Source organism: Pseudophaeobacter sp. EL27, from assembly GCF_900313025.1.
Taxonomy (GTDB): domain Bacteria; phylum Pseudomonadota; class Alphaproteobacteria; order Rhodobacterales; family Rhodobacteraceae; genus Pseudophaeobacter.
The window spans coordinates 154,159-167,827 of record NZ_OMPQ01000005.1; the positions used below are offsets into that span (position 1 = coordinate 154,159).

Sequence of the window (13,669 nt, forward strand, 5' to 3'; positions counted from 1 at the left end):
TTTATTCCTCAGCCGACGTGGTCTCGTAGTTCAGGACCACATTGCCTTCTGCCAGGGCTTTTTGCAGATCGGCGTCGTCATCTTCATAGTACTTGGTAGTGACCACACCAGGCAAAGCGCCAAACTGTTCCGACAGTTTTACCGGGTAAAACGTGGTCTTCAGCCCCTCAAGCCCTGGGATCTGGCTCAGGATGGAGGAGGTTGAATTGGCGCAGTAGGCGCCAGGGACCCGACCATTGGTAATCGCCAGCTCATAGGCCAGCTGCGCCTGTGCAGGGGTCACCTCGAGACGCTGCATCACCACATGGTGGGTGCTGCGGGCATGGGCACCGCGATAGGCTAGCACCACTCCAGGCGTGATGCCAAACAACACGTCATTCCGCTCTGGCACCACATCGGCATAAAACGACCCCGCAGGGTCAAAAATGATCCGCTCGGAGGCATTGATCATCAGCGAGGTATGCCCACCAGATCCGGTCCGGTTGTTGACCATGGTATAAAGCGTCAGCGCCGGTGCGCCGCTATGCACATATCGGGCTGCCGCAAGGGTCTTCGCATCAGCATTGGGCTTTTTCTGGGCTTCGCAGCCCGCAAGCGTAACACAGCACGCAAAAAGAGCCGTACGCATAGCGATACGGCCCGGCGCGGTGCGCCCAAACAGCTTACCAAAAGTCATGTGCAAGGATCAGGTTGCAAAAACAGCAAGGAACAGCGCCAGGATCACCAGGAAGATGGCGGAGCGCGTGGTGAAGGTGATGAAGCCTGCGTAGGTGTCTTCTTGAACTTTGGAGTCCATGGTGCCGTGTTTATGTTCAGCCATAACGGATCTTTCTATTCGCGTAGGTGTTTTGTGCTGAATACTGGATTTCAAATTGCCTGTCACCACGTCATTGCCGCGCAGGGGGGCAAAAACCCACAGCTGCGGCCTATCGGTCGCGTCTTTGCCGGGACTTCAGCAGTTTGGATAGCCATAGCCCCAGCGCCAGGGCAATCCCGAGCAGGGTTCCCCTCCGAATCGCACTGCATAGAACATCGCCTGTGACAGACGCCAAAAGGCCTGCTGCAGCACCTCTGTGCTGACGCCGTAGACCTGGGCCAGTTCCGCACCCTGCTCTTGGGCCATTTGCTGCACACAGAGGCGCAGCGCTTGATCCGCTGCCAGCCGGGCGTCATAGCTGGCCATGGCACTGCGGGCGCCGGTGATATCGTGATAGGCCCTGTCATGCGTGACACAGCAGGGTTCAAAGGGCGGCGCCTGGCTGTAGCGCGCGGCAAACCCCGGCCAATAGCCTGCCACCTGCCGCCAGCTTTCCGAAAGCCCGCCGCTGCAGCCATCCGAGGTAAACTCACTTGGGGTTTCAGCCAGATCAGCGATCCGCTCCAGCAACACAGCATGGGTCCTCAGCTCCAGCGCGCGGGCCCATTGCGACAGGCGTCCCATCTGCGCCTCTTCTGCCTTGCCCCCATGGGGCGCTGCCAAGAGCAGGCCCAGGAAAAGCAAACACCGCCCCCCGGTCCCGATCAGGGCCCAAGCGACGGTGCAGAGTTTTGGCATCAGATCAGGCACATCTGGCCCTTTGTGTAGGATAGCCCCGCGGTGGTTCAGGTCCCCAGATCGCTGGCGAGGCGAAAGCCGATGCGATTGGCGGGGACTTCTTCACGCGGCTTGGGAAGGGCGCGGAGCATCACATTCATCTGGCTGACATGCTGCACCAGCTGGGTTTTGCTGCCACCACCATCGGTGCCGTAGAAGGTCACGATATCCGGGTCGTAGTAGCCCATGCCTTCGATCCGCAGCACACCTGCATCGCCACCCACAAAGCCCATCGCGACCTCATGCTCACCATCCAGCTGCTTTTCAAAGTTCTGGATATAGAGGATCAGCCGCTCATAGGCCCAGCGCGCCTGGCTTTTGGCGTCATCGGTTTTCTGCAAAGGCTCCGGCACCTCGGTGAGGCCGTTTGTTGCCTCCGGATCCGCATGCACCTCATGCACGCAGGGCATTGCCGCCGCCTCGACTGCCTCGGCGCTGGTTGAAATCTTATTGTCCATGGCCACTCACTCCCCCTGCCATTTTTAGGCCGGAGAGCTGCCCCGGCGCTTATTCCTTGCTCTGGTACAGCCAGGCCCCGTCCTCGCGTTTGACACGGCTGACGCGATCTGTGCGGTACAGATGATTGACATGGGCCACGGCCTCGACCAGTGCAAGCCCATATTCACCCTCACCGATCTTACGCTTGAACAGCGGCGCAAAACAATCCGCCGCCGTCTTGGGCGTTTCCAGATGGTTCATCAGCCGATCCAGCGCCCCGTGATGGTTGTCGATCAGCTGCCGCATGCGCAGCGGCAACCGGGTAAAGGGCAGCTTATGTCCGCCCAAGGCCAGGTGATCCGCCCGCGCCAAGGGGGCCAGACGCTCACAGGCTTCCAGCCATTCGCCCAAGGGATCGGCCATGGGTTCGGTGGCATAGACCCCGATATTGGGACTGATCGAGGCGAGAATCTGATCGCCGGTGATCACGAGATTGTCATCGCGGCTCCAGAAGGTGGCATGCTCTGGCGCGTGACCATTGCCCATATGCACGTCCCAATCGCGCCCGCCCATGCGAAAGACATCGCCCTGCTGCACCCGGGTAAAGCCCAGCGGCATCGGATAGACCATATCGGAGAAGTTGAACGGCCGGTCCGCCACCCGTTTGTCATAGATCTCTGCATCCATGCCCGCAGAGCGGTAATAGGCCAGGGTCTCGGCGGGCCAGACCTCTTGCACATCCAGCGTCAGCATCCGGGCAAAAAGCCAGGCGGTGCGGCTGGTGACCAGCTCGGCGCCATGTTCCGACTGGAGCCAGCCCGCCAGACCGATGTGATCGGGGTGATGATGGGTGCCAACAACGCGCGATACCGGCTTGCCCTTCAGGGGACCCGCCATCAGGCTCTCCCAGATTTCGCGGCTTTTACGGGTGTTGAACCCGGTGTCGATCACTGTCCAGCTATCGCCCTCGTCCAGGGCATAGATATTGACGTGATCCAGCTTCATCGGCAGCGGTTGCCGCATCCAGAGAACCCCCTCGGCGACCTCGATCGCTTCGCCCAGCGCGGGTGGTTCGGTCCAGGGGGTGCGGGGGCCGACTTCGGGGACACTTGCCATGATCAGCCTGCCAATTCTTCAAGAGTGAGCGCCATGGTGCTTGCGGCACCTTCCTGCACATGGGTCAGCAGACCTGCATGTTCCGGCAACAGGCGTTTGATGTAGAACCGCGCCAGTTTTTCCCGCGGGCCACCCTTGTCGGCGATGGCCGCCGAGAGGTGGTAATGCCCGCCCAGAACCCGGGCAAAGGCGCGCAAATAGGGCACGGCCCCGGCAAATCGATCCTGCAGATCCTCCTGCTCCACCAGCCATTCGGTGGTTTCACGCAAGCTCTCGCAGGCCTGCCAGACGGCCTCTCCCATATTGGGATGGGTGGCCCGGGCGCCCTCGGCCTGAGCTTCGATTTCATCAATGATGCGATGGGCCATATCGCCGCCATCCATCATTTTGCGGGCCACCAGATCCATCGCCTGGATGCCATTGGTGCCCTCATAGATCGAGGTCACCCGCACATCGCGCAGGAACTGCGCTGCGCCGCTTTCCTCGATAAAGCCCATACCGCCATGCACCTGAATGCCCAGATCCGCCACCCGGATGCCGGTATCGGTGCCAAATGCCTTGGAGATCGGGGTGAGAAAGGCAGCCCGCGCCTTCCAGTCTGCCTCATCTGTGGCATTGCCCATATCGATGGCATGGGCGCAGGCCAGCATGATGGCGCGCGAGGCATAGGTATCGGCCTTCATCTCCATCAGCATCCGGCGCACATCGGCGTGATCCGCGATTGAGCCCGAGGGCGTCTTGCCCTGTTTGCGCTCCAGCGCGTAGGCCATGGCCTGCTGATAGGCCCCTTCGCCAGCGCCAACGCCCTGCCCCCCCACGCCCAGCCGCGCATTGTTCATCATGGTGAACATCGCCGCCATGCCGCCATGCTCGGGGCCAACCAGCCAGCCTGTTGCACCGTCAAACTGCATCACACAGGTCGGGCTGCCGTGCAGGCCCATCTTATGCTCCAGGCTGACCACGCCCAGTGTATTGGCCGCTCCCAGGCTGCCATCGGCGTTGGGCAGGTATTTGGGCACCAGGAACAGCGAGATGCCTTTGGTGCCCGGCACTCCGTCCGGCAACCGTGCCAGTACCAGATGGCAGATGTTGCCGCCAAAATCATTGTCGCCCCAGGAGATAAAGATCTTCTGGCCGGTGACCGCAAAACTACCATCACCATTGGGTTCCGCCTTGGAGCTGAGCGCCCCCACATCAGAGCCCGCCTGCGGTTCGGTCAGGTTCATGGTGCCAGTCCATTCACCTGAGATCAGCTTGGGCAGATACATCTCTTTCAGTGCATCACTGGCATGATGTTCCAGCGCCTCGATCTGGCCCTGGCTCATCAACGGCGCCAGCTGCAGCGACAGGCAGGCGCCCGACATCATCTCGTTCACCGCCGCCGTCAGGGTCATCGGCAGCCCCATGCCGCCATGTTCAGGCGCAGCGCTCATGCCAATCCAACCGCCCTCGGCGATGGCCTTGAACCCTTCACCAAAACCGGGCGAAGTCCGCACCACGCCGTTCTCCAGCTTTGCCGGCTGCAGATCACCACCGCGTTGCAGCGGCGCCATGACCTCGTCACACAGTTTGCCCGCCTCGGTCAGGATGGCCGTGACCAGATCACTGCTCGCCTCGCTGAACCGGTCAGTCTGGGCGATCTGGTCAAAGCCGATAACGGTGCTGAGCAGGAATTCATATTCGGATACGGGGGCACGGAAGGTCATGGGCGTCCTCTTGGCGGCCTTGGGGATAATCGCGGGCGCAGGCTTGGCATTGCCAGACGTGCCCGGTATGTCTGTTGCGCTATCTATCAGGTAGCTGACCGATTACCTAACCTCCGCCCCCTTGCAATCAACCAAAACGCCGCGTCACCGAAATGTCTCAAGATACCGCCCAAAATGCAACGCAAGTGCTGGATGCTTCGCCCGACGGGATTGCCCGTGCGGCGCAGCTGCTGCGCCAGGGCGATCTGGTCTCTTTCCCAACCGAGACCGTCTATGGGCTGGGTGCCGATGCGCGCCGTGGCGATGCAGTTGCGGCGATCTATGCCGCCAAGGGACGCCCCAGTTTCAATCCGCTGATTGCGCATGTCGCCTCGGTTGAGGCCGCAAAACGCTACGTCATCTGGAACGCCTGGGCCGAGTGCCTTGCTCGCGCCTTCTGGCCTGGTCCGCTGACGCTGGTGCTGCCGCTGAAACCGGGCCACGGCATCTCTGAACTGGTGACAGCAGGGCTCAATACTCTGGCCCTGCGGGTTCCGGCGCATCCCACGGCGCAGAACCTGCTGGCGGAACTGGGCGGCCCGGTGGCGGCCCCCTCGGCCAACCCTTCGGGCCGGATCAGCCCCACCACGGCGGATCACGTCATGGCAGGGCTTGCTGGGCGTATCGCCGCTGTGGTTGCGGATGGCCCCTGCACAGTAGGAGTGGAATCCACCATTGTCGGCCTGGCAGGAGAGGCCCCCCAGCTGCTGCGCCCTGGCGGCTTGGCGGCTGAGCAGATCGAGGCGGTTCTGGGCCAGCCTCTGAGGGGTCGCGACCTCCACGATCCCCTGACAGCGCCCGGCCAGCTCCTGTCCCATTACGCGCCACAGGAGCGGGTGCGGCTCAATGCAACAGAAGCACGCGCGGGCGAATGCTACCTGGGATTTGGCCCGCACCGTGGCGCCCGCGCCGATGATCTCACCCTGTCCGACACAGGCGATCTGGGAGAGGCCGCTGCCAATCTCTTTGGCCACCTCCACCGACTGGACGCCCTGGGACTGCCCATCGCCGTGGCCCCAATCCCCGAAACCGGCCTGGGTGTTGCCATAAATGACCGGCTGCGCCGTGCCGCGGCGCCGCGCGACGCCGCCCCCTGCAATCAGGAATAAAGACTTACGCGCCTTCAGGCCGTGCCCGCGCTGGCCGAGAGCGACAGGGGATCAATCCCCAAAGAGCCAAGCGCCGCGCCCCATTTCTCACTATCTGCGGTGTCAAAGATCAGCGCATCCGTGCTCTCGGCGGTGAGCCAGCCATTGGCAATGATCTCTGCCTCCAGCTGCCCCGGTCCCCATCCCGCATAGCCAAGCATGATCAGCAGCTTTTCGGGACCGCTTCCCTGAGCAATATCCTCCAGAATATCCAGAGTGGCAGTCATGCCATAGCCAGGCGGCACCACCAGGGCATTGATGCTGGATTCATAGTCCTTTGAGTGCAGCACAAAGCCACGCTGGGTCTCCACCGGCCCGCCAAAGCGGATCGCCTCTGCGCCTCGGCCCTCTTCAGCCACCGGGATCTCCAACTGGTCGAGCAGATTGCTCAGTTGCACTTCGGGGGCGACCTTGTTGATAATCAGCCCCATGGCGCCCTCGTCGCTATGCGAGCAAAGGAAAACAACCGAGTGTTCAAACCGAGGATCGCCAATGCCCGGCATCGCGATCAGTAATGTCCCGGTGAGATCCATATCCTGCCCTTTCCCTTGGCACCTACTGCATTTTTCCAGCATGCCGCTGTGCTCTCCAAGGTGCAAGGGCCTGTGAAGGATCCGGTCACAACAGCGCAGTTCAGCATTTAACCAGATCGTGACTTGGCAATTGCCCCGCAACAGACCATTTATATTCTCATGAGCGAATATAGCCCCCGTCCCGATCCGACACTCGCCCCAGCAAAACCAGCTCGCGGCCTGCGCAACCTGCTGGCTGCCGCTGTTGCGAGCCTCGCCGCAGGTTTCGCCCCAATGGCAGTCAGCGCCCAAAGCGCCCTGCCAGCGACGACGGATGAATTGGTTCAGGTCGAGATCCTAGACGGCGGCATTGCCCCGGACGGGACCTATACCGGGGCGCTGCGCCTGACCCTTCAGGGGGGGTGGAAGACCTATTGGCGCGCCCCTGGCGAGGCCGGCATTCCGCCCCGTTTCACCTGGCGTGGCTCGCGCAATGTGGGTGAAATGTCGATGACCTGGCCCGCACCAGAGGTCTTCTCGACCTCTGGCTATCAGACCATCGGCTATCATGACCAGCTGGTGCTGCCGATCCGCATCACCCCCGAAAAACCGGGCCGCCCGGTGCGCCTGAAAGGGCGGATGGAGCTGGGCATCTGCAAGGATGTCTGCGTGCCCTCCGAGCTCTCCTTTGACCACCAGCTTGATTCTGATGCCGGGCGCAATCCGACCATTGTCGCCGCGCTGGCCAGCCGCCCCTATTCCGCCCGCGAGGCCGGGGTCTCGGCCAGCACCTGCCGCCTGAGGCCAACCAGATACGGCATCGAAGTCGAAGCCCGCATCACCATGCCCAGCGCCGGCGGCACCGAAGTTGCTGTAATCGAATCCGGCTCTCCCCATGTGTATGCCGGGGCAACCACCACCTCGCGCAGCGGGCGCACCCTGGTGGCCAAGTCCGAGCTGCTGCCCGCCCGCGCAGGCGCCCTGCCTGCGGTGGACCGCTCGCAATTGCGGATCACCGTGTTGGGGCAAAAACATGCGGTGGATATATCCGGCTGCACCGCCGGATAAGCACGAGGTCGCGCGCAAATGTCTTTGATCCAACCCGCCCGCCCCGTTCTGGGAGCGATTGCCGTTGTCTACCATCAGGGGCAGGTGATTCTGATCCAACGCAAAACCGAGCCCAATCTGGGCTGGTGGGGGTTTCCCGGCGGCCATGTTGAGCTGGGTGAGACTGCCATGCAGGCTGCTACCCGCGAACTGTTTGAGGAAACCAGTGTCATTGCCCGCCCGCTGAACTACCTGACCAATATCGACGTCCTGCTGCGGAATGAGGCAGGCGAGATACAAAAACAATATCTGCTCACGGCAGTGCTCTGTGCCTATGAGAGCGGCACCCCAGTGCCTGATGATGATGCGCAGCAGGCCTGCTGGCTGCCGGTTGATGAGCTCGAAAACCGGGGGTTGGAGCTGATCGATCAGGTCGCCGAGGTGGCCCGTCTGGCACAGCGCAAGATGACCTAGGCCAAGCTCACGCTGGGAACCCTAGGCCGCCCGGCCTCGCCGCAGAGCAAAGACCGTGGCCGAGATCAGATAGGCCAGCAGTGACAACACTGCGATACCGCCCAGCGCCAGCAATAGCCCGGCCCGCACCGGGTCCAGCCCGGCCAGCGCCGGCACTGTACTGCGCAAAATAGGGTGCAACGCACCGGTGGCCATCGCCCAACCGAGACTGACACCCAACCAGCCCAGTTGCAGCACCCCGGTGCCCAGAACCAACCAACGCAAGGGATTACCCCCGCCGCGCAGCGCCCGGCGCAGGGCGGTCACGGGTCGCGCCGCATCTTGTTGGATCGCTACCAAGGCGGGCACCACCAAAAGCACCAGAAACATGCCAAAACCCAGGCCATAGACCAGCGTAATCACCGTTGGTTTCAGGAACTGCGCCTGTTGCGAGCTTTCATACATCAAAGGTGCCAGCCCCAGCACTGTGGTCAGGGTGGTCAGCATCACCGGCCGCAACCGATCCGCCGCCCCGTCAATGATTGATGGCACCAGTCCACGGGTCTCGGCATATTCGTCGATTGTGGTCACCAGAACGATGGAATCATTGATGATGATCCCCGTCATCCCCAACAGACCGATCACCGTGAACATGCTCAGCGGCACCTCCCACAGATAATGCCCCCAGATGGTCCCCACCAGACCGAAGGGAATGATCGCCATGACCACAATGGGCCGGGTCCAGCTGCCAAAGATCCAGGCCAGCACCAGATAAATTCCCGCCAGACAGAGGATCAGCCCGGTGCGCGCATCGTTGAGAAACTTGTCTTCCTGCTCGCTAAGGCCACTCAGGCGCCATTCCACCTGTCGACGGCTGGCAATATCCGGCAGGATTTCTTCCTCCAGCGCCTTGCCGATGTCGGCGGCGCGGGTTGGATCATCCTCTGAGATATCGCCGGTGACGCTGATCAGGCGAATGCCGTTTTCCCGCCGCACGGTGGAAAACCCGGTACGCTGACTGACCGAGACGATATCGGACAGCGGCACATAGATACCGCCAGGGCTGCGCATCAGGGTGCGCTCCAGAAAATCCGCCGACAGCTCATTGCGGGGCAGTTCCACCCGGATTTCGGCGCTGCGCGGCCCATCGGGATAGGTCGCCGCCTCAATACCATTCAGCCGCGCGCGCAGCGCCCGCCCCAGGGTGTCGATGGTAAAGTTCAGCGACTGCCCCTGTGGGGTCAGCTCCAGCACCACCTCTTCTTTGTCATAGGCGAGGTTGTCCTCCACTGCGGACACCTCGGGGTAGCGCAGCAGGGCGTTCTTCAGATCCTCGGAGGCGCCTTTGAGCACCTGAACATCGGCACCGTAGAATTGCACATCCAGCGCATCACCACCGGGGCCAGAGCGCCAGCTGCGAAAGCTGACGGATTCGACCAGCGGGTGGTTCTGCACCTCTTCCTGCAGCTCCGCCACAAAGGCAAAGCTGGAATAGTCAGGCCGCAGATCCGCGTCGATCAGCTCGATCGAGATGCCGCCCAACAGATCCTTATCCTTGGCATCCACCCCGGACATGCCGCGCCCAGCATTGCCGCCGACCTCAGCGATGACAAAATCCACCGGATTGATGTCTTCGTAGCGCTCTGCAAAAGAGGCGCCGGTGGCGGCGGTTGCGCGCTGCATCTCCGCCATCATCATCAGGGTGTCGGCGCGGGTGGCGCCTTCGGCCATGGCAAAGTTACCGGTGACAGAGCCACGTTCCGGCGCGTTGAAGAACCGCCATTTCACATCGCCGCCAATGAACAGTGCCATCTGGCTGGCCAGAATGGTCAAGGCCCCCGCCAGCACCACATAGCGCGCCTGTACCACCAGCGACATCAGCGGACGGAACAGATGGTCCCGGCACCAGCGAAATCCGCGGTTGACGATGCGATTGGGCCAGTCATACCAGTGATCCTTTTGCGCATGGGTCAGCGCATGGGCCATGTGATGCGGCAGGATCAAAAAGCACTCCATCAGCGAGGCCGCCAGCACCGCAATCACCGTGAAGGGAATATCGCGGATCAAATCGCCAAAGCGCCCGCCGATCGCCGTCAGCCCAAAGAAGGCAATGATGGTGGTCAGCGTGGCGGCAAAAACCGGCATCGCCATGCGACGGGCAGCATTTTCCGCCGCCTGCATCGGGGTCTCGCCTAGGCGGCGCACCCGGAAATCGGCGTGCTCGCCCACCACGATGGCGTCATCCACCACGATGCCAAGGGTAATGATCAGACCAAAAAGGCTGATCATATTGATGGTAATCCCGGCGGCATACATCAGCGCCACGGCGGCAAACATCGCCGCCGGAATGCCCGCCGCCACCCAAAAGGCGATGCGGGTATTGAGGAACAAAAACAGCAGGGCCAGCACCAGCCCTAGCCCCATCAACCCATTGTCGATCAGGATATCCAACCGGTCAGAGATCCGCTCGGCGCGGGTGCGTATGAGCTCGGCTTTGACGCCCTGCGGCAGGGTGACTTGCAACGCATCGACCACCTCCTGCACCTGGGCCTGAATGGCAATGGCATTGCCCAGATCCGAGCGGTCTACCCGGATCGACATGGCCGGGTTTTCCCCGACAAAGTAGGAGCGGTTGCGATCCACGCCTTCGCGCGTGACCTGCGCCAGATCGCCAATGGTCAGCACCGAGCCATCGGCTTCGGTGCGCAGCACGATGCCTTCGATCTCTTCCGGGCTGCGCTTTTCGCGCCCCGTGCGCACCCGCGTATTGGCACCCGTCACATCCCCGGCCGGATCTGCATCGACCTCGGCCGCGATGGCGCTGGCGATATCGCTCATGGTGATGTCATGGGTGATCAGGCTGTAAGAGGGCACCTCGACCAGGGTTTGTGGTGCAGCAAAGCCGCGAATGGTGGTGCGGGTGACGCCAACCTCAAAGAGGCGCACCACCAGCTCATCGGCAAAAAGGCCCAGCTGTTCCGGTGCCAATGGCCCCGAAATCACCACATCCGTCACCCGATCACGCCAGGCGCCCCGCCGCACCGTGGGATCATCAGCCTCTTCTGGCAGGGTTGTGATGGCGTCCACCGCCGATTGCACATCATCTGCGGCCAGCGCCATATCCCAGCCGGGTTCAAAATCCAGCACGATCGAGGCGCTGCCTTCACGCGACGAGGCCGCACTTTCCTCGACCCCGTCCACTGCCAAAAGCGAGGGCTCCAGCACCTGCACAATGGCCCCGTCGACATCCTCAGGGCCGGCCCCATCCCAGGTGACACTGACGGTTACGGACTCAACAATGACATCGGGAAAGAACTGCGCCCGCATCTTTGGGATTGCCGCTGTACCCAGCAGCAAAAGCACCAGCAACAACAGGTTGGCGGCGGTGCGGTGGCGGGTGAAATAGCTTAGCAGGCCACCAGCCGGGCGAGAGAGATCACGCATGGATTATCCCCCCATCCGGGCTTCGATCCTATTGACCAGCTTGGCCGGAACCTGCGCCTTGGCCAGGGCCGCCAGCATCCGCTCCTTGGCGGCTTCTGGCAGACGGGCGCTGTCTTCGATGGCGGCCACCAGTTTGGCGCGACGCTCTTCCGAAAGCTCAATCATTTCAGGCAAGGGGGCCACAGCGGCTTCTGCGCCTTGATGCAGGGGACGCACCCGGATGCCAGCCCCCAACAGCGGTGTGCGCCCGGTGACCACCTGCCGCCCCTCCAGCCCTGCGCCCCGGATCAGCACGTCATCGCCCTGTCGGCGCATCAGCTCGACCGGCAAGGACTCCAGCCGATCCTCCGCGCCCAGCACCAGAACGGTCCCGTCAGAGCCCAGCGCCGAAGAGGGCACTCGCGCCACAGCTGCGAGCGGCGGCTCACTGACTTTTACGGTGACAAAATCTCCGGGTTTGAAGCCCGGCGTCAGATCCAGACTCGCATAGAGCAGACGTCCGGTCTGCCCATCGCCCACTGCGCCGCTGGCGCGCGACAGCTGACCAGTTGCCTCAAGCCCGGCACCTGCCGCATCCAGTGTCACCCGGACCGGTGCCGCCGTGAGCCGCCCGTCAGCGCCCAGCAGGCGGGCATATTGCAGGGTGGAGACACGAAACACTGCCTCCAACTGGTCTGCATCAACCAGTTCTGCCAGTTTTTCATTCACCGAGACCAGCCGCCCTTCAACCAGCGTCACCGCCTGTAGGGTGCCATCAAACCCGGCGCGCAGAGTGGTATCCGCCAGATCGCGGGTGGCGGTCTCCAGGGCAATCTGGCTGCGTGCCACGCGGGTAGCAGCCTGATCGACACGGGCCTCGGCCTGGCTGACCGCCTGACGGCGTGAAATCACCGATTGGCGGGCCTGCACCGCTGTCAGCTCTGCGGCCTCAACCGCAGCCGTGGTACCAACGCCGCGTTCCTGCAGATCAAGCTGGCGTTGATGCGCCCGGGCGCGCAACTGCGCCTGATCCTGGGTCGCCTCGAGTTCATCATTGGCCAGGATGAGATCCCGGCCCGCGTCACGCTCTTCAGCGCGGGAATCCAGCATATCCGCCTCGGCCTGATCCAAAGCTGCCTGCGCATCTGATGGATCGATCTGCATCAGGATCTCGCCTGCGCGCACCTGGCCGCCTTCTTCAAAACGCTCAGACAGCTGGGTGATCCGCCCGCCCTGGGCGCTGCGCAATTCCAGCGTACGGCGGCTCTCAACCCGGCCAAAGGCGATAAGTTCGGGGGTGATCTCCTTCAGCTTGGCACTCACAAGGTTCACCGCAAAAATGCGTTCGCGCACCGGAGGTTTGCGAGGTTCGGCGTTCATCCGCGTCTGCACAGCCCCAATGACCATCTGCCCCGCATAGAGCATCAGCGCAGCCGTTACCGCGGCCAGAAACAAACCCGTCAAACTATGCCGCAAAAAGCGCATGCTCTGTTCCTTTTGGTGGCCGGGGACCTCCCCGTGCTACCTTATCAATTTAGCTCTTGCGCCAAAGATGGCACCGCACAGGGAGCGCTCCCCGGGCAGTAATCCCTTGGCAGATATCACTGAACATAGTGTTCGTCTTGAGGTTTTACACGTAGAGCAGCGTCACTTCCGTCGCTGGGTTTCGGTCAAACGTGGCATTATTTCCACAAAATTACAGGGGCGGTGCCGATAATCCAGTTGAAAGGCCAGAATTTCATCCCAACCATCCTTGCAGGCACCGGGGCTGCCAGGCAGGGCAAACAGATAGGTTCCACCAGCGACACCACCTGTGGCGCGCGACTGCACCGCAGAGGTGCCGATCTTTTTCATCGACACAACGGTAAAGACGGTGCCAAAGGCCTCGATCTCTTTTTCATAGACATCGCGGTGGGCCTCTACCGTCACATCGCGCCCCGTGAGCCCGGTGCCGCCGGTGGAAATCACGGCGTCTACCTCCGGGTCTGCGACCCAGGCGCGCAGCTGATCGGCGATCTCAGCCCGCTCATCTGGTATGATCTTGCGATCCGCCAGTACATGGCCCGCCGCCTGCAGCCGGTCCACCAGCACCTGCCCCGAGCGATCCTCCTCCAGGCTGCGGCTGTCAGAAACGGTAAGAATGGCGATGCGAACCGGGATGAACTCCATGGTTTCGTCGATACGTGACATAGC

At 62.2% G+C, this 13,669-nt stretch carries 13 protein-coding genes; 3 read left to right on the top strand and 10 right to left on the bottom strand.

Features of this window, described 5'->3' with window-relative positions; translation table 11 throughout:
• Position 1: 1 nt before the first annotated feature.
• From ED661_RS03665 to ED661_RS03690, 6 genes are all read right to left on the bottom strand, one after another.
• On the bottom strand, positions 2 to 628 hold the full coding sequence (locus ED661_RS03665) for a hypothetical protein (protein WP_122072694.1): 627 nt from the start codon (positions 626 to 628) through the stop codon (positions 2 to 4).
• A 57-nt stretch (positions 629 to 685) separates the two neighbouring features.
• Positions 686 to 820: an aa3-type cytochrome c oxidase subunit IV gene (locus ED661_RS03670; RefSeq protein ID WP_122072594.1), complete on the bottom strand. Its 135-nt coding sequence runs from the start codon at positions 818 to 820 to the stop codon at positions 686 to 688.
• 132 nt (positions 821 to 952) lie between these two features.
• Positions 953 to 1,567 (bottom strand): hypothetical protein, encoded by a 615-nt coding sequence (locus ED661_RS03675; protein WP_254054761.1) that lies wholly within the window; start codon positions 1,565 to 1,567, stop codon positions 953 to 955.
• 35 nt (positions 1,568 to 1,602) lie between these two features.
• Positions 1,603 to 2,052 (bottom strand): DUF6173 family protein, encoded by a 450-nt coding sequence (locus ED661_RS03680; RefSeq protein WP_122072595.1) that lies wholly within the window; start codon positions 2,050 to 2,052, stop codon positions 1,603 to 1,605.
• Between the two features lie 49 nt (positions 2,053 to 2,101).
• Positions 2,102 to 3,148 carry an MBL fold metallo-hydrolase gene (locus ED661_RS03685; RefSeq protein WP_122072596.1) on the bottom strand — a complete coding sequence of 349 codons (1,047 nt, stop codon included), beginning with the start codon at positions 3,146 to 3,148 and terminating at the stop codon, positions 2,102 to 2,104.
• A gap of 2 nt (positions 3,149 to 3,150) precedes the next feature.
• The gene (locus ED661_RS03690) at positions 3,151 to 4,854 is read right to left on the bottom strand and encodes an acyl-CoA dehydrogenase (protein ID WP_122072597.1); all 1,704 of its coding nucleotides are present in this window, start codon (positions 4,852 to 4,854) and stop codon (positions 3,151 to 3,153) included.
• 152 nt (positions 4,855 to 5,006) lie between these two features.
• On the opposite strand from ED661_RS03690, the gene ED661_RS03695 reads away from it, so the two are divergent.
• Positions 5,007 to 6,002 (top strand): L-threonylcarbamoyladenylate synthase, encoded by a 996-nt coding sequence (locus tag ED661_RS03695; protein ID WP_122072598.1) that lies wholly within the window; start codon positions 5,007 to 5,009, stop codon positions 6,000 to 6,002.
• A gap of 14 nt (positions 6,003 to 6,016) precedes the next feature.
• Here ED661_RS03695 and ED661_RS03700 read toward each other — a convergent pair whose 3' ends face one another.
• Positions 6,017 to 6,574: a YqgE/AlgH family protein gene (locus tag ED661_RS03700; protein WP_122072599.1), complete on the bottom strand. Its 558-nt coding sequence runs from the start codon at positions 6,572 to 6,574 to the stop codon at positions 6,017 to 6,019.
• Between the two features lie 159 nt (positions 6,575 to 6,733).
• Here ED661_RS03700 and ED661_RS03705 point away from each other — a divergent pair, with 159 nt between their 5' ends.
• On the top strand, positions 6,734 to 7,621 hold the full coding sequence (locus ED661_RS03705; protein ID WP_122072696.1) for a protein-disulfide reductase DsbD domain-containing protein: 888 nt from the start codon (positions 6,734 to 6,736) through the stop codon (positions 7,619 to 7,621).
• An 18-nt stretch (positions 7,622 to 7,639) separates the two neighbouring features.
• On the top strand, positions 7,640 to 8,074 hold the full coding sequence (locus tag ED661_RS03710; RefSeq protein ID WP_122072600.1) for an NUDIX hydrolase: 435 nt from the start codon (positions 7,640 to 7,642) through the stop codon (positions 8,072 to 8,074).
• Between the two features lie 21 nt (positions 8,075 to 8,095).
• Here the strand turns inward: ED661_RS03710 and ED661_RS03715 are convergent, their stop codons facing one another.
• From ED661_RS03715 to moaB, 3 genes are all read right to left on the bottom strand, one after another.
• A complete protein-coding gene (locus tag ED661_RS03715) occupies positions 8,096 to 11,497 on the bottom strand; it encodes an efflux RND transporter permease subunit (RefSeq protein ID WP_122072601.1) in 3,402 nt (1,133 codons plus the stop codon).
• A gap of 3 nt (positions 11,498 to 11,500) precedes the next feature.
• Positions 11,501 to 12,961, bottom strand: coding sequence for an efflux RND transporter periplasmic adaptor subunit (locus ED661_RS03720; protein WP_122072602.1), 1,461 nt, complete (start codon positions 12,959 to 12,961; stop codon positions 11,501 to 11,503).
• Between the two features lie 162 nt (positions 12,962 to 13,123).
• A complete protein-coding gene (gene moaB / locus ED661_RS03725; RefSeq protein ID WP_122072603.1) occupies positions 13,124 to 13,666 on the bottom strand; it encodes a molybdenum cofactor biosynthesis protein B in 543 nt (180 codons plus the stop codon).
• Positions 13,667 to 13,669 lie beyond the last annotated feature (3 nt).

Bases quoted from the DNA above. Each gene is read 5' to 3' on its own strand.
- ED661_RS03715 (WP_122072601.1), bottom strand. From the start codon at position 11,497: ATGCGTGATCTCTCTCGCCCGGCTGGTGGCCTGCTAAGCTATTTCACC.
- moaB (WP_122072603.1), bottom strand. From the start codon at position 13,666: ATGTCACGTATCGACGAAACCATGGAGTTCATCCCGGTTCGCATCGCC.
- ED661_RS03700 (WP_122072599.1), bottom strand. From the start codon at position 6,574: ATGGATCTCACCGGGACATTACTGATCGCGATGCCGGGCATTGGCGAT.
- ED661_RS03665 (WP_122072694.1), bottom strand. From the start codon at position 628: ATGCGTACGGCTCTTTTTGCGTGCTGTGTTACGCTTGCGGGCTGCGAA.
- ED661_RS03685 (WP_122072596.1), bottom strand. From the start codon at position 3,148: ATGGCAAGTGTCCCCGAAGTCGGCCCCCGCACCCCCTGGACCGAACCA.
- ED661_RS03695 (WP_122072598.1), top strand. From the start codon at position 5,007: ATGTCTCAAGATACCGCCCAAAATGCAACGCAAGTGCTGGATGCTTCG.
- ED661_RS03670 (WP_122072594.1), bottom strand. From the start codon at position 820: ATGGCTGAACATAAACACGGCACCATGGACTCCAAAGTTCAAGAAGAC.
- ED661_RS03690 (WP_122072597.1), bottom strand. From the start codon at position 4,854: ATGACCTTCCGTGCCCCCGTATCCGAATATGAATTCCTGCTCAGCACC.
- ED661_RS03680 (WP_122072595.1), bottom strand. From the start codon at position 2,052: ATGGACAATAAGATTTCAACCAGCGCCGAGGCAGTCGAGGCGGCGGCA.
- ED661_RS03720 (WP_122072602.1), bottom strand. From the start codon at position 12,961: ATGCGCTTTTTGCGGCATAGTTTGACGGGTTTGTTTCTGGCCGCGGTA.
- ED661_RS03710 (WP_122072600.1), top strand. From the start codon at position 7,640: ATGTCTTTGATCCAACCCGCCCGCCCCGTTCTGGGAGCGATTGCCGTT.
- ED661_RS03705 (WP_122072696.1), top strand. From the start codon at position 6,734: ATGAGCGAATATAGCCCCCGTCCCGATCCGACACTCGCCCCAGCAAAA.